Genomic DNA, 22,769 nt, shown 5'->3' on the forward strand with positions numbered 1-22,769 from the left:
GGCGGCCCGGTGCGGGCGGCGGCACGCGGGTCACGGGGCGACGATGTCGTAGCGGTAGTCGGCGGGGCGCGGCCGTTCGTGGCCGATCATCATGATCAGCAGTGGGATCTCGCCGCGGTCGGCGAGACCGAGTTCCTCCTCGTAGGAGACGCTGTCGAAGCCGAGGGCCACACCGCAGGCGGTGCCTGCCGCGCAGACGGCGGTGTAGACGGCCTGGGCGGTCGCGCCGACCGCTGCGTTGACCAGGCGGTAGCCGCGGTCACCGACGGCGTCCAGCACCGCGTGGGTACGGGCCACCGGCACCAGGACGGCGGCGGCCTGCTCCAGGTTGTAGTTGGCGAGGAAGTAGTTGTCCTGGAGGAAACCGGCGTGGTCGCCGGCCTTCATCAGCACCAGGTCCCCGCTGTCCCGGTCGTACTCGTAGAGACCCGCGGGCACGTCGCGCACGTGGTTGACGAAGACGCACAGCCGGGTCAGCGGGGCCGCGCCGGGCGTCTCGGTGTCGCTGTCGAGGGTGCCCGCGGCGACCGCGGCGCGCAGCGCCACCGACAGCCGGTCGGCCTCCAGCGGTGCGGCGGCGCTGAACCGGCCGAAGCTGCTGCGGCGTTCGCGCAGCGCCCGGCGCACGGAGGTGTCCAGCGGCGCGGGCGCCGGCAGGGGGCAACGCTCGCCGTCCCCCGCGGCCGTCGCCAGCGCGGCGTCCAGAACGCCGGGCGCGGGCCGCTCGGCGGCGCCCTCCAGGGTGGCTTCGTGGACACGGCGCAGGGTAGGGAAGGCCAGCACCCGGCGGGACTTCTCGTCGGGCACCCGGCGCACCTGCACCTCGGGCGAGCGGGGCGCGTCCCGCACAGGGGCCTGTCCCGCCCAGCGCAGCGGGACGACGGCGAACACCCCGTCGTCCTCGGGGTCCAGGCCGAGCAGCCGGCCCAGCCGGGGTTCGTCGAACCACAGGGCGCTGCCCAGGTGCAGGCCGTGTGCGCGGGCCCACATCCGCCAGGTCTGCAGGAGGGCCCCGACGTCCATGGTGACGGCGTGGTAGCAGAAGCTGTTGTACTTGAACGAGTTCTGCCAGAACGTCACCCCGAGCACCAGGAACTGGTCGGTGCCGGCGGCCTCCGGCAGATCGCCCAGCGCGGCCCGGACCTCGCTGGTGACATCGCCGGACAGCAGCCGGGTGACCCGGTGGCCGGGGGTGTCGTAGTAGTAGACGCCCGGTGCGAGCGGTCCGCTCGCACCGCTGATCCAGTGGACGCCGACGGGGTAGAGGCCGCCGCCCGAGGCGGTGCCGCGCGACCAGTTGGCGTGCGAGTGGAACGGCAGGGACCCCAGGTCGGTGTTGGCCTGGACGGCGAGGCGGCGGCCGGTCAGCCCGTAGGAGTCGCGCAGCATCGCGCCGAGCAGCGGCAGGGTGAAGGCGCCGGTGCCGGGCTGCCCGAACAGGCCCCGGTCGAGGGTGGCATCGTCCGCGCAGCCGCCGTCGGGCAGCGGGAAGGACGGCGCGCCCGGGAAGAACTTGCCCTTGCGGGGGCGGTCGGACCAGTCGGGGACGAAGTCGGCCGGCTCCATGGGGATCCTGCCCCGCCGCATCACCGCGGTCGCGTACTCATGGGCGTATCCCATGGTCACTCCCTACTTCCGCTCGTCTTGGTGGATGCCGGCGCCCCGGAGGCGGGCGCCGGCGTGGGGATGTGGATCGTCAGGGGAACGGATGCGGCGCCGGGTTGAGGTCGCCGTCGGCCAGGTCGTCCGCTCGTAGCCCCGCCTCGCGCAGCGCGGTGCGGACCCGGGGCATCAGCGGGCCGCGCTGGCGGCTCCAGCCGAAGTCGATCGGCAGCAGGCCGGGCACCAGGACCTTGACCGTGCTCAGGCCGAGGGCCCGCTGCTCCGGCGCGGTCTGGTCGACCACCACCACGTCGAACCCGTGCGCCGCCACGGCGGCGACGCACGCCTGCACGTCGTCGCGCAGGTCGTCCGAGGCGCGCGGCGCCCCCGGCCCGGAGGCGAGCGAGGCGAGCGGCACCCGCTCCGCGTCGTTCCGGCCGCGCAGCAGGAAATCGGTGTACGGGCCCATCTCGGGCAGCCCGTACAGCAGTGGGTGGTCGTGCAGGACCCGCACCTGGTGGAAGTCGGACTCCATCCGGCGCAGCCTGCGTTCCTCGCGGGCGGTGCGGCGGCGCAGGTTCACGGAGTCGGTGGCGATCTCGCACAGCCCCGAGGCGAGCGCTGCCTCCGGGTCGAGCGAGGCGCCCGCGCCGAAGCAGAGCAGCCCCGCTCCGCCGTCGACACGTTCGGCGACCGCCGTCACCACCGGCACCGGGAACGTGATCCGGGTGTCGAAGAACCGGGCACGGTAGCCGTACATCGCCAGCCGGTCGACCATGGCGCGGGTCTCGGGCCGCGCGCTGCTCGCCGGGTCGATCTCCGGCAGCCGGGCCCGGCCGAACCAGGCCAGCAGGAAGGCGTCGCGTTCGACGCTCTCCATCAGCCCGTGGTAGACGGCCTCCGTCAGACTGCCACCGGAGGCGCAGCCGTTGGAGCTCTCCTGCACGAAGCGCCGTCCGATGCCGCCGGGCGCGTGGTAGTACGCCACCACCTCGGGGACGAGGACGGGCCGGGCGTCGCGCAGCGACCAGCCCCACACCCACTCCACCGGCCGGTCCGGCGCGAAGCGCGGCACATCCGGGTCGGCGGAATGGAAAGCGTCGGAATACAGACCGGTCGTGCGCGGATCGACCGCCCCGGCACCGAGCGCGCCGAGTTCGTCGAGCGAGGCGGTGACCGTGGTCCGTTTGGACCGGGCCCGCATCCCGGCGAACCGCTCCAGGCCCTCCAGCAGCCCGACGCCGACGCTCGTGCCGTACGCGTCGGTATGGCCGCCCCAGTAGCACTCGCGTAGGTAGCTGCCGGAGCGGGTCGTGAACGCGCCGATGGCCGAGGAGGTGGAGGCGGAGGTCAGGTCGGGGGCCACGGACGGGCCGAGGACCCCGGTGACCGGATTGACGAACGCCGTGAGCGTCAGGCCGTAGGCGCCCGGCGGGCGTTGCCGGAAACTGTCCGGGGCGTGTTTCGGTACGGCCTCCAGGACGATCCGGGCCCGGTCGGCGGTGTCGTCCTCCGGTGTCCCGCAGGCGGGGCACTCGCCGTCGGGCACCAGCGGGAACCGGGAGACGCGCAAGGTCTCCAGGTCCAGCAGCCACACCCATGGGTGACGGCCGGTCGCGGGCAGGCCGGCCGCCGCCGTGACGAGGGCGGCGAGGGCGTCCGCCACGAAGGCGACCCGCCACGGCGGGGTCCCGGTGGCGACAGGTTCCCCGCCGAGTTCCAGTGCCTCCCGCAGGAACCCGGCGCGCACCGTCTGCCAGCGGCGCGCCAGGCACCGCGGACAGCCCTGACCGCCGGCGGCGGCGCGCGGACCCACCACCGCATGGTGCCCGTACAGGCCGACGGGCACGGTGCCAGGGACGAAGTCCTGTGGATCCGAGGCCAGTTCGTCCCGGACGCCGAGCGGGGTCACGACGGCCCGCGGTGTGCCGGGGTGCCGCTGCGCGCGGTCCGCGAGGGCGGCGTCGATCACCGTGGAGAGGTCGGCGCACACCTCCTCCCACGGCCCGGCCGGGTCGGCGCCCGCGCGCCCGGTCCGGGCACGCGGCGCCATGGTCTCAGTGGGCACCGTGCTCCTCGCCGGTCAGCAGGACGCGCACGGCGTGGACCTGGCCGGCGGCCAGGTCGGGGGCGCTCACCGGGACGGCCAGGGCGTCTCGGCCGGCCGCGGCCAGTGCGTCCAGGACGGCGGCCCACGTGGTGCCGTCCGCAGCGGCCGGTGCGGTGCCCTCGGCGACCAGTGCGGCGGCGTCCAGGTCGGCCCACAGCGGGTCGCCGGTGTCGGCCGGCCCCGCGGCGCGTCGCAGCTGCTCGGCGCCGAGCAGGTCGCGCAGCGCCTCCAGCACGGCGTCTCGTTGCCGCAGGCCCCCGGCGACGGCCCAGCGCACCTCACCGGTATCCGGGTCGGTGAAGCGGGCCAGGGCTACGGGCAGCAGATCTGTGCCCGCGGCGGTCAGGTCGAGGACCTCCGCGGTGACGTCCAGGTTCTCCGCCGAGCGCAGCAGGAAGAGAAGTTCCGGGTCGTCCGCGAGGGACGCCGGGTCCACCGTGCGCACCGGCGCGGTGCGGCGGACGGCGCCGCGCAGCGCGTCATGGGCGAGGGCGGTGCCCAGGGCGCGGGCGAGCGCGGCCCGCGGGCTGCCGGCGGCGCCGGTGCCGGCCGAGGTCCGCTCGAAGAGGCCCGAGTCGTTCCAGCCGCCCAGGGTGCGCACCGCGCCGGCGGGCACCAGGACCGTGCGCCCGTCCAGCAGCGAGGTGGCCTCGCTCCAGTGGGCGACACGCTCGGCGGGCACGTCGAGGCCGCTGGAGAGGGTGAGCGCGGCGGGCGTCACGCGGTCCCACTTGCCGAGGGCGGCCTCCAGGGCGGCCGCCTCCAGTACCCGGGGCGGCACGACGTGTTCGGCGTAGACCTCGGCGGCCCGGAACAGCGCGGTGAGGCGGGCGCCCGCGACGTGGTGGACGTCGGTTGCGGATATCCGGCGCACCCGGCCGGGTGCGGTGCCCAGGCGGACCGTGCTCACCTTGAGCGGGGTCTGCTCCCACTCGTCGTCCGTGTACGCGGTGAAGACACCGGCCCTCGCCCGGACCAGGACGTCCCGCTCCTCCAGCGCGGACAGGGCGGCGCGGGCGGCGTCCTCGTCGGCAGCCCCGCCGACCGGCAGCGCGCCGGGCGCGTCGTCCGTGTGCGGCGCGCGCAGCACTTCGCCCGCGGGACGGGCGGCCTCGGGCGCGCCGGTGTCGCCGACCGCGCAGAACGGGCAGCGGGGGTGCGGCAGCAGCGGCTCGGACAGCACGTCGAGGGAGTCGAGGTCCTGCACGATCACCTGGTTACGGGTCTCGGCCGGCAGCGCCTCTGTGACGAGCCGGAAGACCTCGAAGGCGAGCAGGTTGCCGAGCATCCCGGCGAGCGGTCCAGCAAGGACGCGCGGGGGAGTGCCGAGCGGCGCGCCGGGGCCGATGGAGGCCCACAGGTCGGCGCTGTCGGCGGCGTCGGCGCCCGCCCCGATCCGCAGGGCGGCGCAGCACCAGCAGCCGGGGGTGCCCGCGGTCATCACGGGTCCGACGACGGCCCGGTCACCGAACGTCCAGGCGCCCAGCAGCCGCCGGTCCGCAGGCACGCCCTCGCCGAGCAGCCGGAGCATCTGCCGGTGTCCGGCGGCGCCGGTGACCAGGACGGTGTCCCAGCCGTCGAGGTCGTCCCAGCCGTAGGTGCCGTCGCCGGCCTCGGGCAGACGGGTCAGAGCGGGAGCGCAGCCCGCCCCGGCGAGGGCCGCGACCTCGGCCTCCAACTCGGCCACGCCCTCCACGCCGTGGAGTTCGCGGCTGAGGACGCCGGGAGCGCCCCGGTCGGTGACGGCCACCGCGGCGCAGCCGTTGCGCAGCAGACCGAGCGCGGCCCAGCGGGCCAGCGCGTCGTCGCCGAGGACGGCGACCGGGGTGCAGCGGAAGCGTAGAAACCTTTCGGCTGCGTCGTCCGCGTAGTGGTCGAGGTAGTCGAGCTGGTGGGCGAAACGCGTGGCGACCTGCGGCGCGAGCCCGTCGGCCGCGGGGCGGGGTGCGGCGTCCCGGGCGAAGCCACGCGCGTAGAGGGCGCGCACGAGTTGGACCACCATGTCGCGCTGCTTGTCCCCCAGCCCGGCGCACAGTTCCTCGACCCGCTGCTCACCGTTGAGGTGAGGGACCATCAGTGCGGCGAAGCGGTAGGCGGACTGCGTGACGACGTTGAACCCGCCGTGGGCGTTGTGGAACAGCACGCCGGACGGGGTCCGGGTGAAGAGCACGTCCCTGCGGATGCGAGGCCGCGACTGCGCGATCTCCTCGTAGGACGAGGGGGTGTGGGCCATGGGTTTCGAAACCTCCGGGAGGCAGCGGGGCGGTCAGCCGACGGCCGACGGATGCAGGTCTGTCGGGTCGTGCGGGGCGGAGGCCGCCAGGGTGGTACCGGCCGCCTTGACGAAGAGGCGCAGCAGGTCGTGGACTCGGTAGCGGTCGGCCGGGCCCTCCTGGAGCAGTCCGGCGTCGACCAGCGAGCGCAGGACGCGGGCTCCCGAGGCGGTGGCGACGGACCCGCCGGGGTCGGCGGGCGGCCTGCCGTCGGCCGCGGGCGGGGTGCCCGCCGGGGGCAGCGCGGGGGGTCCGCCGGACGGGTCGCCGCGCAGCACGGCGAGCTGCAGGCGGCGTAGCGCCGGTCCGGGTTCCACCCCCAGTTCCCCGGCCAGATGGGTGTGGATCCTGCGGTACTCGGCGAGGGCTTCACCGCGCCGGCCGGAGCGGTACATCGCCTCGATGAGCAGGGCGGACAGTCCCTCGTGCCCGGGGTGGATCTCGACGGCCTCACGGGCCTCGGCGATCAGCTCGCGGTGCCGACCCAGGCGCAGTTCACCGTCGAAGACCCGCTCCACGGCGAGCAGTCGCTCCTCCGCGAGGCGCGGTACCTGGTCGCGGTGTAACTCGTCGGAGTGGACGTTGCCGAGGAGCGGCTCCTTCCACAGTCCGAGAGCGGCCCGGGCCAGCCGGAGAGCGGTCTCGGGGTCGTCCTCGGCGTACGAGCGGGCGAGCAGGCCTCGGAAGTGCAGCAGATCGAGGGTGTCGACGTCGGCGTGCAGCCGGTATCCGCCGGGAACGGCCTCGATGGCGTGGCCGGCCACGCCGTATCTGGCGAACAGCCGTCGCAGCCGCAGCACACAGGTGTGCAGGGCGGACTTGCCGCCGGCGGGTGGACTGTTGCCCCAGACGACGCGCTGGAGGAAGCCGGTGGAGACGACGGAGCCGGGGTGGAGCAGGAGGGTTGCGAGGAGTGAGGCGGGCCGGGAGGGCGTCAGTACGACCGTCTCGCGGCCGTCCGTGATGGCGAGCAGACCGAGCACCAGGAACCGTGGTCGCCCGGGAACCGGTTCGGCGGTGAGCTGCCCGGAAAGCACACCGTCGGTTGGCAGAACGCCTGTTTCTTCCACAGCCTCTCACATCATTGGGGTGATTGATGCACAAACTGGGTCGCAAAGGGACGCAGTTGTCCGTACCTGGGTCGCAGGTCACGAACAAAAGTGTTGCCGGGACGGGAACTTAGAAGCGATCACGCCGTGCGTCCAGAGGTAGAAGCGAAACGTCTGATGACTTATGAGAAAGAGAATGGGTGTGGGTGGCAACGAGGTTGGTCGACCGGATCTGGGGCATACTGTGGGCCTGGGTGGCCGCCGTGCTCCCCCGAAACCAGACTCAGCGGAGGAACACCCATGCCGTGGTGGGGCCTGATACCGGTCCTCTCGATGATCACCGGGCCTGTCGCTCTTTATGTCATGACCCGGCGCAAACGGGGTGCACGCGCCACGGACGAGCGCTACGACGCACTCTCGCGCAAATACACCCAGCTCCTGGAGGAATCCACCTCCGGTGAACTGCCCAACGGCCGGGGGCGTTACCCCGACAGCCACTGACCTGCGAGGCGACCGGCGCGCCGGCTGCGGGCCTGGGTGGCGGGGATCTGCGCAGGTCCAGGTGTACGGTTGACTGCGTCCTCGCAGGTAGGCGGCTGTCGTGTCAGTCATCGAGGTCCGGCGGATGGGGCGGGCCGGTCATCCGCGCGCGGGGCGCGGTCCGCGACACCGGATCACGTGCAGGCCCGGGGACGCCGGGACAGGCCTCCCTGCCGATGCGGGGAGCTATGTGGAGCCGCGTCACCTAAGTCGCGCCGGAAAGGGGCAACTTGTCCCCCTTGGTTCTCCGTATGCCGTGATGAGTACGTTCCTGCGCAGAGTTGTGTGGCGGTCTGTCCCGTGTGATGCATTTCGTGAAGGCGTCGCATGTCCGTTGAATGTCCGCGATGCGCATCCGAGTGAGAAGTGGTTCCGAAGTCGTCGTGGGGGTCCGCGCGCTGTGCAATCGTGCCCGCGTCATTTCCGTCACGAATGTTGGATGGCGCGCTGATTCCAGCGTCTCGCACGGCACTTCTGTCGAGGCTTTCCAGCGCCGACAAGACGTGAGCATTGTTCAAATTCCGGAAACGGGACACGGGCGCCGACCGTGGACGTAGAGGTGTTGCAGCCCTCCTCGAAATGAGCAGTTCTCCGAGGCCGACCTGAGCGTTGCTCGGTCCCGTGAGGCGGATGCTCCGAGAACCACTGGCCCTTTTCAGGACTCTGTCCGCAGTTCCGTGAATCCCCAGGTCAGCGGCAGGAGAGCGGGATCGTTTCGGCAGCGTACTTGCTGTCGTGGCGAGCAAGACGTTTGAGGACGTGCTGTTTCCTGGGATCGATGTGCAGGTGAAGGGAGTGAACGACTGCTCGGACGTCCTGGTGGTGGAGGCGGTATCGACAGTGCGCCCCGGCCGGTGCCCGAACTGCCGCAAGCAGGCAAGACGCGTGCACAGCACGTATCAACGCACGCTGGAGGACAGACCGTTGGGCTCGCACCGGGTCACCATCCGGCTACGGGTACGCCGCTACTTCTGCGACCGCAGAAGCTGTTCCCGCACGACCTTCGTCGAGCAAGTACCGGGCCTCTCCGCGCGCTACCGCCGTTCCGGCACCGGGCTACTGAACCTGAACTCGTGATGTCGGTTGCGTCGGCTTCCACCGGCGTCTGAGACCTGCGGAAATGGGTTCGCGTCCCGTCGGCTGTCCTGCGATCGTGAGGACGTGCCAGAGGACCTGAGTATGCAGCCGGCCGCGCCGGTCACGAAGTGGTCGGCTGGGTCGATCCGGATCACGAGCCGCACGGTCACTGTCGGCGAGATCTCGGGTCGCCTGGGGATCCCGGCCGACCAGCAGTTCGAGCGGGACAGCCTGATGAGTCCCCGCAACCCGACCAGTGCTCGACGGGAGACCAGTGTCTGGCTCAGGCGAAGCGGACTTCCTGATGACTCCGACCTCACGGACCATGTGCGGGTGCTGGTCGCACTCGTTGACGGGCATCGCGAGGAGTTGGCGAGCCTGTCGGCCGACTGCGATCTGGAGCTGCGTCTGGGCTTCGGCAGCGAGAATGGACAGGGAGGCTGTGTCCTGCCCGCTCCTCTGCTCTCCGAGGTCGGTGCGCTCGGGTTGGACATCGTGCTCGACCTCTATCCGCCCGAACCAACCACGACCGACGCGTCCGCATGAAGATCGGCGGGCCATCTCGGGCGCTCAGGCGAGCGTGAGCCCGGTTCCGGTGAGGCAGCCGCCTTCGACAGGACTCCGACCTCGTGGCCCTCGCGCCAGGCCCGGCGCCACCGCTCGACCGACCGCACGCTGATCCGCAGGGCAGCGGCAATCTCCGCGGTCTTCTGCCCGCCCTCGAGACGGTCCACGGCCTGGAGCCGTAACCGCTCACGCGTAGTTCTCTCGGCGTCGGTCAGCCCTCCGCCCCGCGCGTACCTCACACCCCAGGGCTACCGGTGCCAGCATCCAGATGTCAGGCGAAGGGCACCGACATCACTCAATCAGGTTCAGTAGCGGCAGGGCGAGTGATGGCGAGCGGCGAGGGGACGGGCGGGTCACATCGGTTGTTGCGGTCCGGCGAGCGCCGGCCGGCTCCGGGTCCCGGCGGTTGCGCCGGCGTCCGGCGCGTTGAGTAGTGGTGAAAGCGCCAGGCGAAGGTCGTCGAGCTGACGGTAGTGGAGAGCGGTCATTCCGGCTTCGCGGGCCGCGATGACGTTGGCGGCGGTGTCGTCGATGAACAGGCAGCGGTCGGCCTGGGCTCCGAGGCGCTTGGCGGCGATCCGGTAGACCTGCGGATCGGGCTTCGCGACGCCGATCCGGGCGGTGTTCACGACGGTGTCGGCCAGGTCGGCGAGCCCTTGTCGATCCAGGTCCCATTCGAGCCGGGTGGTCGCGTTGGAGACCAGGGCGACAGAGGCGACTTTGCGTACCTGCCCGAGCAGAGCAACGACGTCCTGGTCGACCACTGGAAGGAGCTCGGACCAGGCGGCGACAGCGGCTCGTGCATGATCTAGTGATCCGTAACGGTCGGCGAGGGCGGCCGTGACTGAGGATCGCCACTGCTCGTCGGTGATCTCCCCGGTGATGGCCGGATGCAGGCGGGCGGGCGCGAACGCCGTAGCGGCGAGGGCGCCGACGGGAAGCCCGTGCTCCTGTTCCAGGATGTCGGCAGCGGGCCAGTGCCGGAGTACTCCGTCGATGTCACAGAGCACGGCGTCGTAGGGAAGTCGCGACATGTCCTTCAGTCCTTGATAGTGGTTCGACGGCTGATTTCGGCGGCATAGGCGCCCCAGTCTCCGGCGGCGGTTCGCTGCCATTTGACGGCGACAGTGATGTCGATGCCGAGGGTGCGGGCGATGACTGCGGCGGGCAGCTCGGTGGCGAGCTGGAACAACGCAGTTGAGCGGGCCTCTGTGAGCCGGATGCCGAGTTTGCGGAGCCGCTCTCGCATGGCCCAGGCGCTGATCGGGCGGCCGGGCTGGCCGCCGGGGAAGAGCCAGGGTGAGTCAGTCCGGCCGAGGACGGCATGGCTGCGACGAGCCTCGACCTGATGGAGAGCCAGTTCGACGACAGGTACGGGAAGTTCGACGGGGACGGCGCCGAGGCGGATGCGGACGGCTCCGTCCGTCTCCTCTATGTGGTTGGCGGTGAGCCGGGAGATCGCTGCGGGCCACTGGGCGTAGAGGAGCAACAGCAGGCCGGCGAGGCGGTCTTCGGGCTTGAGGGGGTCGTCGTGCAGCAGGCGGCGGGCGGTGTGCCAGCGGGCTTCGTCGTCCATGGGCTGAGACGGGCCGGTCCATCGTTCGGCCGGGAAGGTGAGATCGCGGGCGATCTTCCGGGAGAGTGCCCAGCGCACGAAGTGGCCTGCCTCCTGGCGGTGGCGGACGTCGTCGCTGGTCATCCAACGTTCAAGGTCGGCTTGACGGCAGGTGGCAAGGGTCAGGTTCCGGCCCGCAAGCCAGTTCAGGAGGTAGACGGCTGCCCGCAGATGTTGCCGCGTGACCTGGAGCTGGTTGTGCGGGGTCTCCTTGCCGCGGCTGCGTCGGCGAAGCCGACGCAGGAGGTGCCAGGTTGCGTACTGGTGAAGGATTTTCCGTCCTTCGACGGTTGTATGGGAGGTGACGAGGTCCTTGACGTGCCGTTCGAGACGGACCATCTGCTCGTCGCGTTTCGGCAGGGCGCCGGTGGCGACGAGGATGCTGCGGATGTGTTCGACGACCTTGCCTTCAGGGAGTTCGTCCAAGGATTCGTGGGTGAGGGGGCGGCGGCCGGAGCCGAGGTCGGACAGGACGGTGGAGATGATGCCATTGGAGAGCCAGCGCATCGCGGTGCCGGCCCGTTCGGTGTCGGCCAGGGCCTCGTAGAGGGACCGCAGTTTCGGCGGTATGGAGCCGGTGCCGGTGACGAGAAGCTCGTGGAGCCGCTGCTTGAGGGTGCAGCGAGGGCACGGACCCGGCGTGTGCAGCCGTTCGGCTTGTCCGCAGGTGGGGCATGGGCGCCAGTGTTCGGCGTCCGGTGTGGTGCAGGGGCCGCAGACGGGGGCGTCGGCGGGGCCGGAATGGATGCCGCGGAGTCGTCCGCAGACGATGCAGTGAGCCGGGCGTCTGTCGCAGCCGCCGCAACAGGGCAGGTCGGTGAGTTTCGCGAGCATGCAGGGTGCTGTGCGGCCGCAGATCGAGCAGAGCAGTATGGGCAGGGGACGGCAGTTCGGGCAGACCGGCCCCTCGGCAGTGCGGCAGCTGACCATGCGTGACTCGCCGCAGACGGTACAGGTCTCCCGGTTCGCCGGGTCCCTGATCAGGCAGTTCGGACACAGCGGTCGCCCCTGGGCGTCACAGGTGGCAGGCTCGCGCTGGGCTCCGCAGCGTACGCATTCTTCGATGCGGGACTTGGCGATGCAGTTGCGGCAGACCCGCTGCCCGTCGAGCGGCTTGTCGACGCGGACCACCCGGTGGCAGCGAGGGCAGGCAGGCCGGACGATCCCAGTGACACCGACCTCGTGCAGCAGGTCGATGAAATTCAGGATGGCGCGATGTGGTGCGAGGTAGCCGTCCCCGGTCAGCAGGCGGGGGTTCTCCTCCAGGGCCCAGACGATTCGCTGCCGGCAGGTGGGGCGGTGGGGTGCCGTTCGGCGGAGGGCTTGGGCTCTCACGTCGCGGTCGGCGTCCGGGTTGAGCGTGGTGATCAGTTCGTGGACGACGGTGACGGGATCACGGTCGTCGGCGTCGGGACACATTTTGCAGCGTGGCAGGCCCTGGCGGTCCCGGAAGCCGATGCGTCGGACGTTTCCGCAGGCGGTGCACTCGGCTCTCTCCTGCCCGCAGACCGAGCAGTACCAGTCCCGGTCCTCGCGTTGGAGGGTTCGCAGCTTCTTTCCGCACTTGGCGCAGGTCGGCGGCGCGATCGCCGAGGTGCCGGCCTTGCGGAGTTCGATGAGCAGATCGCCGATGGCTCGGGGCGCCGGGGACCGGCCGTCGGTCAGGTCGGCGGGCCGTATCGCCAGAGCCTTGGCCAGGCTCCGTGACTTCGCGCGGCCGCCCGCGACTGCCGTGACGACGGCTCGGATGGTCTCCATGTCGAGTTCTTTCTCGGCGTCGGCGACGAGGTCTGTGATCAAGCCGACCGGGTCTGCGACGGCGCGGTCGAGCTGGTCAGCGGTGATCATGATGGGTCAACACCCCTGATCCGGGCCCGCTTGGGCCGCAGTCCGCCGAGTCGCTCCGCATCGGGCGCCGAGCCACCGGCTGCGGCCTTCTGCGGCTTCTTAACGGCCCCGGCCGCCGCTGTGGACTCGATGAGGTCGTCCATGGTGCAGTCGAGGATGTCGAGCAGGGCCATGAGGATCTTCAGGCTCAGTCGCTCCGGTCGCTCGACGACGAGCCGGTAGACCTGGCTCGTGGAGAGCGTGATGCCACGTTCGGCGAGCGGAGGGAGGAGGGCGGTGGTGGAGAACATCCCGCGGTCGGCCATGACTTTGCGCAGGTGCCGGTGGTAGTCGAGGTTGGCGGTCAACGTCAGGGTCCCTCCTGTCAGGCCCATGCGAAGGCTGGGGCCAGTGCTTTGTGCAGGGAAGTGTTCATGAAGTCGCCGCTGACGTGAGTGTAGATGGCCAGGGAGTTGTCGCACTCGTGGCCGACCTGACTGCCCATCGCGTCCGCCTCGCCAGCGGCATCGAAGTGTCCGCGATGTGCGCGATCGACGCCCTCGGCATCCCCGGCATGCTCGGCACCGACGCCGTGATCACCTCCACCGACCCCGTCACCGGAGACACCATCACCGTCACCTCCACCGGCGGGCAGAGAAACTGGCAGCCGTCGACCGCCATGGTCTACGTCGGCCAGCGCTCCAGCGACGGCCCCGCCGCCGACGTCGCCTGCGGCGCCCTGAACTTCTGCACCAACCGACATACCGCCGGCAGTTGGGCCCGAACCCACCCCGACCACACCGGCAAGACCGTCGACCCGGCCCACGCCGAAGCCCTCGGACGATCCGTCTTCGGCTCGCTGCTCACCACCGCGCAACCGGACGAAGGGCGAGGACGATGACCGGCATGCGCATCTGTATCGACGCCGACGACCTGCCCGGCCTCAGCTGCGCACCCGCCAAGGGCAGCGACCAGCCGTACCGCAACATCCACGTCGCCGTGCAACGCCGCGACCGCCCCGCGGAGCTCCTCGGCCCCCAGCCCGGGAACGCCGACGCCGCGAGCTGGACCCTGGAGTGCACCACCACCGCATCCCCGGCCGGTACCGACGTGAATGGCCCCTACGTACAGGGCCGCCCGGGCGGCCGGTTCATCTACCCGTCGTGGGGCACCGTCGATGAGACGCACACCTTCACGATGTTCCGCCGCGCCAAGCTCCTGCTCGACGTCGTCCCGACCGAGATCCTCACCTCGGCCGCACACTCCGGTCTCCTCGTGGGACGCTGCGGCCTGACCGACGCACGCGGAAACCCCCTGTGCGCCCGGGTCGTGTCCCAGCCATCACCTGGACCTCCGACGTGCCCGATTAACAGAAGGCCGCCTGCGCAAAGTTGACGCGCGCATCCGCGGCGAGTCGGGACACGGCCTGCACATCACCCCTGGGCGCGCACAGTGAGCTGAGCGAGGTGGAAGTCGAAGTGCTGGGTCGGGTAGCGGTATACGTCTTCGAGGGTCATCACGTCCCTGAAGAACGGATCCCACCGCGTGGGAAACCCCATCGTCCGGGCCAACCGCGCGTCCGTCTCGGCGTCCAGACGGTGATGAAGGGCTGCCAGCGTCCGGTCGAGCTTTGCTCCCATGCGCCGATGGTCGTAGACCCGTGCACCACCCACGGCGCCGAGGTAGTTGATCACGTCGAAGGGGCGAGTGGCAGCGTTCAGCATCCACGCCCACGCGCGACTTGCTCCCGGTGGAAGACGGCCGAACAGACGCACCATCGGAAGCAAGGCCCGCACGACCATGTAGCCGAACACCATGTGGTACATCAGCTGCTCGTTGGTCCATCGAGTTCCTTCGCTCCGTCGGCGCAAGTCCTCGGCCGTGGCCGACTCCAGAAGCTGGTGGAATGTGGCGCTGGCCTGCCGCAGCTCCGCGTGGACGAGCTCTCTGTCCATTTGCGCCTCCTGGCCACGCGCGGTGAGCAACTGCTTCATCATGCCCCTGCAGACGCGTCCCGTACCCGGATCGAAGAGGTCGTTCTCCGCGGACAACGGACAACTTTGAACCCTTCGACTGACGGCATGTGGCCTCGAACGAGTTCACATGCCACTGCCTTGGGGGGACCTGGCGCAGGGTACGGACCGTTACTGGTACCGGCAGCGCGCCGAGAGCCTTGAAAGGGATCAGGCAGTCACCAAAGGAAACGACGTCTTCGTAGCTGGTATAGGCCCAGGTGCCGAACACGGCGACCAGCAGCACGGCGGTCTGCGCCACGCGCCGCGCCGGGTGAGGTGTTCCAGCAGGTGGTGGGAGAGCTGGGAGATCGCGAAGACGAAGACCAGGGTTGTACAACAACTGAGGGTGCCGGGCTTGTTCACGCCCAGGCCGCAGCGCACCCGCCGGGCCAGGCACTTGATGATCTAGAGGGTGAGGGCGGCCAGGCGGGCGGCAGTCCCGAAGCCTCCGGCGCCCGAGCGCGCAGCCGCACCTTCAGCAGACTGTGCAGCTGCCGTCATCATCTGCTGTCACCGCAACGGTCATGGGGACCGCTTCGTTGGTTCGGTGACGTACACAGGTCCCGAGGAGCCCCACAGGTATCCGTGTCCGTCGACGGGTCCCCGGTGCACCGTTCCGCGTCGGGGCCACAGCACGGACGGAGACTGCCCTGGCATTGGACGCCGGCACCGCTTACGGCCGCATCCACAACACCCTGACGAACAACGGCATCACCGCCGGCACCGGCCTGACGGTCAGGGCGACCACCGCCTACCGCGACATCACCGCCCGCAGCCTGTAACCCCTGGGCAGCCTTGCCGACCCGCAACCGGCACCAGCAGCCGGACCCGTACGTTCTTGCGGAACCCCTGCTGCCCTCTGCTCACCGGGAACCGGGCGGAGGGCAGCAGGGCAAAGGGCACGGGGCGGGGACACGAGCACAACTGGCCCTGGCCTGCCCGGCAGTCCTGTATCTGGCGGCGGTCTTGGTCTGGGTTTGTCGCTGAGCTGGGGCGATCAGGACGGCTCGTGCACGACCAGTCGCGACTGCCGTCCCGCGAACGCGCTGCGCAGCGCCCGTGCCTCACGGCTGCTTGCTGCCAAGAGTCCGTGCTTGTCGACGTGAACGACCAGGACGTCGTGGTTGTCGACGACTTCGGAGATGCCTCTTGTCTGGATGGTGTCCCGCCAGGCTTGCGTATTGCGGCCGAACCACTCGGGCAGGCCGCAGGGCTGGGTGACGGCGTCCCAGAAGTCGTCGAGCGTCTCGATCGATAGCCCCCGCAGGTCAACCACCAGCTGTGACTGCGTCTTGTTGGCCATCGCAGCAGAGTAACCAGCCCCCACCCGGCCCGGCCCGGCCGGCGCCGGCTTCAACACCCGCCGCTCACCACTGCATGCCCAGCTCATAGGGTGGTGTGCATCGTGAAGTTGCAGGTCATGGGCCGGGTGTGCGCGGGGTTCATGGTGCTCGTGCTGGTCGTGGGCGGATGGCTCGGTGAAGATCGTCGGCCACCGTGAGACTTCGCGGTTCGTCAGGACCAGTTGGGCCCTCACCAAAGCAGTCGCCGACTTCGGATCGGTGCGGACCTTGCCGAGAACGCGTGTGTGCTGATGTCGAACCGGGTTCGTTGGATCTCTCGAACGAGCAACCTGCGGCGGCGCGGTCGGGCGGGGAAGTCTCAGCATCTTTCCCCGAGTTGATGGTGATACGTTCATGGACATGCCGATGGGATACGTGGCGACGACCGCGCTCTTCGCCTGGTGCACCTTCTTCGCCGTTGTCGCGCCACGCCGGCCCCGGCCACTGGCGACCATGAGCTTCTGGTTCGGCCTGGGCCTCAACGAGGTGCCGTTCGTGGGTATCTATGTCCTGGTGGTCTCCACGGCACTGGCTGCCGCCCAGGGCGATCTGGGGTCACCGGGCGCCAAGGCGGCAACCGCGGTGGCCGCCGTCGTCACCGTCGGCCTTGCTGTCTCCGCCTGGCGGGGCCTGCGCACGGATCAGGTGGTCGGGCGGGCTCTTGAACAGGGCCTCGGGACCGGCTGGCGGGATCGTGTGCATGTACCGCTGCGCCGCCACCGGCCCTGGGCCCGCATCCTGCTGCTGCCGGGCCTGATGCGGCGGCGTGACGTGCAGCGGATCGCCAACATCCGCTATGGGGGCGCCGGCCGCCAAAATCTCCTCGACATCTACCGCCGCCGCGACACACCGCAGCACGCGCCGGTCCTGATCTACTTCCACGGCGGCGGGTACACCGGCGGAGCGAAGAACCGCGAGGCACGGCCCCTGCTCTACCGGCTCGCCGGCCAGGGGTGGGTGTGCGTCAGCGCCAACTACCGGCTGCGGCCCCAGACCACTTTCCCCGGCCATCAGATCGACGCCAAGAAGGTCATCGCCTGGGTCCGCGAGCACGCCCCCGAGTACGGTGCCGATCCGTCCAGGCTGTTCGTGGCGGGCAGCTCCGCCGGCTCCAACCTGGCGGCCCTGTGCGCACTCACGCCGAACGACCCGCTGTTCCAGCCCGGATTCGAGTCGGCCGACACCACGGTCACCGCGGCGATCTGCCTCTACGGCTACTACGGCCACTTCTTCGGCGAGGAGCCCGCCGCAACGCCGTCCCCGAACCAACCGTATGCGTACCTCAACCCCGGTGCGCCACCGTTCCTCATCGCCCACGGCACCAAGGACGCGCTGGCGACCGTCGAGGGCGCCCGGAACTTCGTCGACCGGCTGCGCCGTGTCTCGGACAGTACCGTGGTCTACGCCGAACTGCCCGGCGGGCAGCACTCGTTCGACCTGTTCCACTCCCCGCGCTTCGAGGCCGTCGTGGACGGCGTTGAAGCCTTCGCCGCCTGGGTCCTGGCAGCTCCGCAGCGCACTCCCGACTCAGCCCGTTAGAGACTGCTCAACCTTCAGTGAAACGGGACAGGCGAGGAGGGCAACAGTCGAAGGCGGCGGATGACGGCTGAGGTCACGTCTGGGATGTCCCGCTCGTGCAGCTCGTCGACCACCACGTCGGCGGTGGGTCGTGCAGACTGGTGAACTCCGGCCGGTCGGAAGCGACCTGCACCCCGTACCCGGTCGGGCACCGCACCCGAGTGCGCCGGCCTGCGGCAAGGCGATCCGGTCGACCAGCCCCTCGCTACGTGGCTACACCAGCCGGCGCCGGGTCTGCTCGAGACGTACCGCAGGGGGCTCGTGGTCCAGATGGTCGGTGAGCTCGCCCTCCAACGCGGACTCCAGCACCCGCTTCGTCAGCTGCTGCAGCAGGCCGCCCTCGCCGGCGAGCTTCACCCCACTGGCCTGGGCCCAGGCGGCCAGCTCGGCGACCAGCCCGTCATCCACGGCGCCCGTCCCATTCACAGAGGCCTCCCCGGCTGCGCTGCCACTCGTCACGTTAGTCATCAACTGTCGCTTCCAGCTGCGGAGTTACACCGCTCACCGTACAGACCCGGCCGGATCTTTTGCTCCGTCGGGTGGGACGTAGCCCTGGACTTGGCGTAGTCGTTCGACGTCCGGTTCGTGACGATCTGGCGGCTTGGCGAGGTTGCGGGGACGTGACAGGCACCGGCTTCCAAGATCATGGAGCTTTCGTCGCTCCGCGATCCGAGTGGAAGACCGTGCCTGCCGACGCATCATCGCCGTCCCGCCGAGGACGCGTACCTTGCCGGGGAGGTGCCTATGGAGGCGGTGAAGTCGCGGGTGAAGTGTGCTTGATCGGCGTAGCCCAGTTCGGCGGCGAGAGCGGACCAGTCCTGCGGGTCGGTGGCCGCACGTGCGGCGGCTTCCTGCATGCGGGCCCGTCGGATCACCCACTTGGGTCGGATGCCGACGTATTCGGCGAACAGCCTCTGCAGCTGGCGCACGCTCATGCCGGCGATCGCGGCCAGCTGGGACACCCGTAGAACAGCAGGGTCGGTGCTGATCGTTTCGACCAGCCTGGCCGCCTCGTCGATGGCAGGGTCGGGCGTGGGCCGGAAGTCGCGCAGGAGCGTGGCGGCGAGGCGGAGCGCGGTGGGTACGCAGGGTTCGGTGATGATGGCGTCTGCTGCTGCCCGCGCTGCCGGGCCGAAGATCTCTTCGATGTCCAGGACTCGGTCGGTGAGGGTGGACACCGGGGCAGTGAGGAAGGGGCGGAAGCCGCCGGGTCGGAATCGCAGGCCGAGGGCCCGGCCGGTGCCAGAGATCTCTCTAGTGAACGTGTCGCTGACGATGCCTGTGATGTGGGCCTGCCCGCCGGTGGTGAAGGTGAGATGGACCACCGGGTGAGTAAGGACTTGCTGCCGGTGTGGTTCGGTCAGGTCCCAGTGGAGGATCCAGTACCCGTCCACGAACGGGGTCAGATCCGCCGGAGCCGGCTCGTGGTCGAGTCGGAACCGCTCAGCCGCGGTGCGTGGATGGAGGATGGCCCGCTGTCGCGTTTGTTCAATACCCGTCATCGTCGTCCTGTCTACCGTGTCTGACGGCAAGCGGGGAAGGGATGACGTGGAGACGAGATCTGTGATGGCCCGAGCCTCCAAATCGGCGGTGGACATCGTCCGAGGGGTCGGGCCGGACGCGTTCGACGGGCGCACGCCGTGTCCGGAGCTGAAGGTCGGTGCACTCCTGAATCACCTGATCTTCTTCACCGGCGTGCGGGGGCACGGCGCGGGACTGAAGCAGCCGCCGCAGGCTCCGAATGAAGTGGCGGAGGGGCATGACTTCACCGCGGAGCCGGATTGGGCCGAGGCGTATGCCGCCCGGTCGGCGGCGACCGCGGCCGTCTGGAGCGCTCCGGAGGCATGGGTTGGCGAGACGGCGCTGACCGGGAGCGGGCGGATGCCGGCCCGCTTCATCGGTGGGATCGTACTGGGCGAGTGGCTGCTGCACGGCTGGGACCTGGCGGTGGCCACCGGGCAGAAGCTGAACGTGGACGACGAACTCGCGGCAGCGCTGTACGAGGACATCGCCGGCAAGGCCGAGATGGCCAGGCAGTACGGGGTGTTCGGCCCTGAGGTCAGCGTGCCGCCGACCGCGCCGCTGTTCGACCGCGCTCTGGGACTGGCGGGCCGTAACCCGTCATGGAAGCGCCCGGCTGACCGCATGTGAAGGGGCGCCAGCAGTCCCTTGTGGTCCTGCGGATCGCAACCCGCTTTCTCTGCTGTGCGCGGGGCGCAGCGGCCGTCAGCGACTGGGACGTCCTCGTCGAGCACAGCGAGGCGCTGCATCTCGGTGAGAGCCGACCCCGTGCGGTTCCGCCGCTGGCGAAGACGGAGCGGCGGCCTCGCCGACCGGGGCTTCGGCGTTGCCACTTGACGTCCGGTCCGTGACGATCTGGCGGCTTGGCGAGGTTGCGGGGACGTGACAGGGACGGGCTTCCAAGATCATGGAGTTCTCGACGCCCCGTGACCTGTGTGGAAGGCTGTGCCGGCCGATGCATCATCGCCGTTCCTGCCTGCCTTTGACCGACTCAGCGAGCATCCTGAAGCTGCACCCTAGGAGATCCCGGCTTGCTGGAGCGGCTGGTTGAGGTGTCCGACCCTCCGGGCGATCGTCGACCGCGGGGAAGTCCTGTCGGTGCGGGAGCCGGGTGTGGCGCCGGGTCTGAGCAGTCCGTCGACGGTGGGCTATCACCTTCAAGACCTGGAGCAGCGCGGCGCCCTGACCCGCGACAGCCCCGGCTGGCGCACCTGCCGCCTGACCTGGTAGCCGCCCCGGCCCTTGCGGCTAGGCCTGCGGCATCTCTTGCGCGAGCCCGGACGATCTTCCCGGATCTGCGCAGGCCACCGCATGTCCTTGACGTCGCCGGAGAGGTCGACGCAGACGATGTCGTCCTCGACGATCTCGGCGCCGAACCGTTCGGCCTGGGCGCGCATGTTCGCCATCAGGCCCGGGCCGTCGATGCCCTGGGGGAAGCCGGGGAAGTTCTCGACCTCGGTGGTCGTGGTCAGTGAGCCCCCGACGAAGATCGCGCCGCCGAAGATGAGCGGCTTGAGTTCGGCGCGGGCGGTGTAGAGGACGGCGGTGTATCCGGCGGGGCCGGAGCCGATGACGATGACCTCGCGTATGGCGTCGTCGGTCGCTGAGGTCACGCCTCCTGCTTGGCGTCGATCTCGGCGATCAGGGCCTCGATGAGGGTCTTGATCTCGTCGCGGATGGGGCGGACGGACTCGACGCCCTTGCTCGCGGGGTCTTCCAGGGCCCAGTCGAGGTACTTCTTGCCGGGGAAGATCGGGCAGGCGTCGCCGCAGCCCATCGTGATGACGTAGTCGGACGCCCGGACGGCCTCGGTGGTAAGGATCTTCGGCTTGGCGTCGGAGATGTCGACGCCGACTTCCTTCATGGCCTCGACGGCGGCGGGGTTGACCTGGTCGCCCGGGATGGAGCCGGCGGAGCGGACCTCGATCCGGTCGCCCGCGAGGTCGCTGAGGAATCCGGCGGCCATCTGCGAGCGCCCGGCGTTGTGGACGCAGACGAACAGCACGGAGGCGAGCGGGGCGGAGGACATGCGTTCTTCCTTCACGGGGTGGGTGTCACACGGTGCAGGGGGTTAGGTAGACCCTTTCGACGGGCCATAGGTCAGCCCCGGCTGGTATCAGCGCTGGGTGATGTGACAGTATCAGTTCATGCTGATGTCAGTCGACGCTGATCTGATGCGGGTTCTGGCCGATCCGCTCAGGCTCCAGATCGTGACCCTGCTGGCCCGCGAGACGCTGTGCACCACGCACCTGATCGAGGAGACGGGCGCCAAGCAGACCAACCTGTCCAACCATCTGAAGGTGCTGCGCGAGGCGGGGGTCGTCGAGACGGAGCCGTGCGGCCGGTTCACCTACTACAAGCTGCGCGCGGACGTCATCGCCTCGCTCGCCGGTCAGTTCGCCGAGCTGGCCGAGTCCGCCCGCAGCGCCGCCGAGAACAAGCGGTCCTGTCCCTGACCTGTCGCCTCCTGGCGACTGCCATAAGGAGTCTTTGTTGACCGCTACGCACGAGGCCGCCGCCGTCTCACCGCTGCCGGCAGCCGAGCCGCAGCCCGCTCCGGGCGCCACCTTGCCGCGCAGGCCGCTGGCCGCCCGGGCTGCCGCCGAGCTCCTGGGTACCGCAGCCCTCGTCGCGGTGGTGGTGGGCTCCGGCATCCAGGCCACCGAACTGACGAGGGACGTCGGCCTGCAGCTGCTGGCCAACTCGATGGCCACGGTCTTCGGCCTCGGCGTGCTGATCCTCCTGCTCGGCCCCGTCTCCGGCGCCCACTTCAACCCGGTCGTCACGCTGGCCGAGTGGTGGACGGGCCGACGCGGCCGTGCTGGCGTGACGATCCGCGAGGCGGCTGTCTACGTGCCCGCGCAGATCGCGGGCGCGATCGCGGGCGCAATCCTTGCGGACGCGATGTTCGCCAAGCCGATGGTGCAATGGTCGACCCACGACCGCTCGGCCGGGCACCTCCTGCTGGGCGAGGTGGTCGCAACAGCCGGGCTGGTCCTGCTGATCTTCGGCCTGGCCCGCACCGACCAGCTGCGCTACGCCCCCATGGCCGTCGCCTCCTACATTGGTGCAGCGTACTGGTTCACCTCCTCCACGTCCTTCGCCAACCCGGCGGTGACCATCGGCCGTGCCTTCACCGACACGTTCGCGGGCATCGCGCCCGGCTCGGTGGCAGGGTTCATCGGCATGCAGCTGATCGGCGGCGTCATCGGCCTGGCACTCGTGACCCTCGTCTTCACCTCCGGGCGGGATGCCGACCGGTGACGCACACGGTCCAGGCGGTGGTGATCGGCGGCGGCCAGTCCGGGCTCGCCGCCGGATACCACCTGCGCCGCCTCGGCCTGGACTTCGTCGTCCTCGACGCCCAGAGCACACCGGGCGGAGCCTGGCAGCACACCTGGCACTCCCTGCACCTGTTCTCCCCGCCCGCCTACTCCTCCCTGCCCGGCCGGCTCATGCCGGCGCAGGCCGGGCAGGAGTACCCCGACGCGCAGCACGTGGTGGACTACCTCGCCGACTACGAGAAGCGCTACGAGCTTCCCGTCGAGCGCCCGGTCCGCGTCCTCGGCGTCCACCGCGACGGTGCATTCCTGCGAGTGGAGACCGACTCCGGCACCTGGCGCTCCCGCGCCGTGATCAGCGCGACCGGCAC

The 22,769-nt window shown here is 70.3% G+C and carries 22 protein-coding genes and 3 pseudogenes; 11 read left to right on the forward strand and 14 right to left on the reverse strand.

All coding sequences use genetic code 11. The features are described from left to right. Positions 1-30: 30 nt before the first annotated feature. The 4 genes from ABT085_RS23850 to ABT085_RS23865 all read right to left on the reverse strand — a co-directional run bounded on the left by ABT085_RS23850 (position 31) and on the right by ABT085_RS23865 (position 7,022). Positions 31-1,620 (reverse strand): nitroreductase family protein, encoded by a 1,590-nt coding sequence (locus tag ABT085_RS23850; RefSeq protein ID WP_351611378.1) that lies wholly within the window; start codon positions 1,618-1,620, stop codon positions 31-33. Positions 1,621-1,696: 76 nt separating this feature from the next. Next, positions 1,697-3,670: a TOMM precursor leader peptide-binding protein gene (locus ABT085_RS23855; RefSeq protein ID WP_502982792.1), complete on the reverse strand. Its 1,974-nt coding sequence runs from the start codon at positions 3,668-3,670 to the stop codon at positions 1,697-1,699. Further along, complete coding sequence (locus ABT085_RS23860; protein WP_351611381.1) at positions 3,660-5,945, reverse strand: TOMM precursor leader peptide-binding protein; 2,286 nt, start codon at positions 5,943-5,945, stop codon at positions 3,660-3,662. Before ABT085_RS23860 ends, ABT085_RS23855 begins: the two co-directional genes overlap by 11 nt. A 33-nt stretch (positions 5,946-5,978) precedes the next feature. After that, positions 5,979-7,022, reverse strand: a complete 1,044-nt coding sequence (locus tag ABT085_RS23865) for an AfsR/SARP family transcriptional regulator (protein WP_351611387.1) — start codon at positions 7,020-7,022, stop codon at positions 5,979-5,981. A gap of 312 nt (positions 7,023-7,334) precedes the next feature. On the opposite strand from ABT085_RS23865, the gene ABT085_RS23870 reads away from it, so the two are divergent. The 3 genes from ABT085_RS23870 (at position 7,335) to ABT085_RS23880 (ending at position 9,197) form a co-directional block, all read left to right on the forward strand. Beyond that, on the forward strand, positions 7,335-7,535 hold the full coding sequence (locus ABT085_RS23870; protein ID WP_351611390.1) for a hypothetical protein: 201 nt from the start codon (positions 7,335-7,337) through the stop codon (positions 7,533-7,535). A 774-nt stretch (positions 7,536-8,309) separates the two neighbouring features. Then, a complete protein-coding gene (locus ABT085_RS23875) occupies positions 8,310-8,651 on the forward strand; it encodes a transposase family protein (RefSeq protein ID WP_351611393.1) in 342 nt (113 codons plus the stop codon). A gap of 84 nt (positions 8,652-8,735) precedes the next feature. Beyond that, the gene (locus ABT085_RS23880; protein ID WP_351611397.1) at positions 8,736-9,197 is read left to right on the forward strand and encodes a DUF4279 domain-containing protein; all 462 of its coding nucleotides are present in this window, start codon (positions 8,736-8,738) and stop codon (positions 9,195-9,197) included. Between the two features lie 14 nt (positions 9,198-9,211). On the opposite strand, the pseudogene ABT085_RS23885 reads toward ABT085_RS23880, so the two are convergent. From ABT085_RS23885 to ABT085_RS23900, 4 genes and pseudogenes are all read right to left on the reverse strand, one after another. After that, a pseudogene (locus tag ABT085_RS23885) lies at positions 9,212-9,457 on the reverse strand (helix-turn-helix domain-containing protein); the annotation flags it as partial. 114 nt (positions 9,458-9,571) lie between these two features. Continuing rightward, the gene (locus ABT085_RS23890; protein ID WP_351611403.1) at positions 9,572-10,252 is read right to left on the reverse strand and encodes an HAD-IA family hydrolase; all 681 of its coding nucleotides are present in this window, start codon (positions 10,250-10,252) and stop codon (positions 9,572-9,574) included. Positions 10,253-10,257: 5 nt separating this feature from the next. Then, on the reverse strand, positions 10,258-12,681 hold the full coding sequence (locus ABT085_RS23895) for a site-specific integrase (protein ID WP_351611406.1): 2,424 nt from the start codon (positions 12,679-12,681) through the stop codon (positions 10,258-10,260). Further along, positions 12,678-13,028: a helix-turn-helix domain-containing protein gene (locus ABT085_RS23900; protein ID WP_351611409.1), complete on the reverse strand. Its 351-nt coding sequence runs from the start codon at positions 13,026-13,028 to the stop codon at positions 12,678-12,680. The genes ABT085_RS23895 and ABT085_RS23900 overlap by 4 nt, the downstream gene beginning before the upstream one ends. 116 nt (positions 13,029-13,144) lie before the next feature. Here ABT085_RS23900 and ABT085_RS23905 point away from each other — a divergent pair, with 116 nt between their 5' ends. Both ABT085_RS23905 and ABT085_RS23910 read left to right on the forward strand, forming a co-directional pair. Beyond that, complete coding sequence (locus ABT085_RS23905) at positions 13,145-13,561, forward strand: alkylmercury lyase family protein (RefSeq protein ID WP_351611412.1); 417 nt, start codon at positions 13,145-13,147, stop codon at positions 13,559-13,561. A gap of 5 nt (positions 13,562-13,566) precedes the next feature. Next, entirely contained in the window at positions 13,567-14,055 is a 489-nt protein-coding gene (locus tag ABT085_RS23910) for a DUF5990 family protein (protein WP_351611415.1), read from the forward strand. 38 nt (positions 14,056-14,093) lie between these two features. On the opposite strand, the gene ABT085_RS23915 is transcribed toward ABT085_RS23910, so the two are convergent. Next, the gene (locus tag ABT085_RS23915) at positions 14,094-14,711 is read right to left on the reverse strand and encodes a DinB family protein (protein ID WP_351611418.1); all 618 of its coding nucleotides are present in this window, start codon (positions 14,709-14,711) and stop codon (positions 14,094-14,096) included. A gap of 620 nt (positions 14,712-15,331) precedes the next feature. Between ABT085_RS23915 and ABT085_RS23920 the strand changes: the two genes are divergently transcribed. Next, positions 15,332-15,457, forward strand: a complete 126-nt coding sequence (locus ABT085_RS23920) for a hypothetical protein (protein WP_351611421.1) — start codon at positions 15,332-15,334, stop codon at positions 15,455-15,457. A gap of 215 nt (positions 15,458-15,672) precedes the next feature. Here ABT085_RS23920 and ABT085_RS23925 read toward each other — a convergent pair whose 3' ends face one another. After that, the gene (locus tag ABT085_RS23925) at positions 15,673-15,978 is read right to left on the reverse strand and encodes a barstar family protein (protein ID WP_351611424.1); all 306 of its coding nucleotides are present in this window, start codon (positions 15,976-15,978) and stop codon (positions 15,673-15,675) included. A 400-nt stretch (positions 15,979-16,378) separates the two neighbouring features. On the opposite strand from ABT085_RS23925, the gene ABT085_RS23930 reads away from it, so the two are divergent. Continuing rightward, positions 16,379-17,557, forward strand: a complete 1,179-nt coding sequence (locus ABT085_RS23930) for an alpha/beta hydrolase (protein WP_351611427.1) — start codon at positions 16,379-16,381, stop codon at positions 17,555-17,557. Positions 17,558-17,854: 297 nt separating this feature from the next. Here ABT085_RS23930 and ABT085_RS23935 read toward each other — a convergent pair. Further along, positions 17,855-18,064: pseudogene (locus ABT085_RS23935) on the reverse strand (IS256 family transposase); the annotation flags it as partial. Between the two features lie 230 nt (positions 18,065-18,294). Then, on the reverse strand, positions 18,295-19,194 hold the full coding sequence (locus ABT085_RS23940; RefSeq protein ID WP_351611429.1) for a DUF6597 domain-containing transcriptional factor: 900 nt from the start codon (positions 19,192-19,194) through the stop codon (positions 18,295-18,297). Between ABT085_RS23940 and ABT085_RS23945 the strand changes: the two genes are divergently transcribed. Then, positions 19,163-19,747 carry a TIGR03086 family metal-binding protein gene (locus tag ABT085_RS23945; RefSeq protein ID WP_351611447.1) on the forward strand — a complete coding sequence of 195 codons (585 nt, stop codon included), beginning with the start codon at positions 19,163-19,165 and terminating at the stop codon, positions 19,745-19,747. The two genes, ABT085_RS23940 and ABT085_RS23945, sit on opposite strands and share 32 nt — an antisense overlap. 686 nt (positions 19,748-20,433) lie before the next feature. Here ABT085_RS23945 and ABT085_RS23950 read toward each other — a convergent pair. Both ABT085_RS23950 and ABT085_RS23955 read right to left on the reverse strand, forming a co-directional pair. Further along, positions 20,434-20,730: pseudogene (locus tag ABT085_RS23950) on the reverse strand (NAD(P)/FAD-dependent oxidoreductase); the annotation flags it as partial. Further along, the gene (locus ABT085_RS23955; protein WP_351611432.1) at positions 20,727-21,146 is read right to left on the reverse strand and encodes an arsenate reductase ArsC; all 420 of its coding nucleotides are present in this window, start codon (positions 21,144-21,146) and stop codon (positions 20,727-20,729) included. The gene ABT085_RS23955 and the pseudogene ABT085_RS23950, both read right to left, overlap by 4 nt. Before the next feature lie 118 nt (positions 21,147-21,264). Here ABT085_RS23955 and ABT085_RS23960 point away from each other — a divergent pair, with 118 nt between their 5' ends. From ABT085_RS23960 to ABT085_RS23970, 3 genes are all read left to right on the forward strand, one after another. Further along, positions 21,265-21,573: an ArsR/SmtB family transcription factor gene (locus tag ABT085_RS23960; RefSeq protein WP_351611435.1), complete on the forward strand. Its 309-nt coding sequence runs from the start codon at positions 21,265-21,267 to the stop codon at positions 21,571-21,573. Positions 21,574-21,610: 37 nt separating this feature from the next. Beyond that, positions 21,611-22,381, forward strand: coding sequence for an aquaporin (locus tag ABT085_RS23965; RefSeq protein WP_351611438.1), 771 nt, complete (start codon positions 21,611-21,613; stop codon positions 22,379-22,381). Then, positions 22,378-22,769 (forward strand): FAD-dependent oxidoreductase (locus ABT085_RS23970; protein ID WP_351611441.1); only part of this gene is annotated, 392 nt, incomplete at its 3' end. The genes ABT085_RS23965 and ABT085_RS23970, both read left to right, overlap by 4 nt.

The sequence above is a fragment of the Streptomyces sp. NPDC002265 genome (genome assembly GCF_040296125.1).
GTDB lineage: Bacteria > Actinomycetota > Actinomycetes > Streptomycetales > Streptomycetaceae > Streptomyces.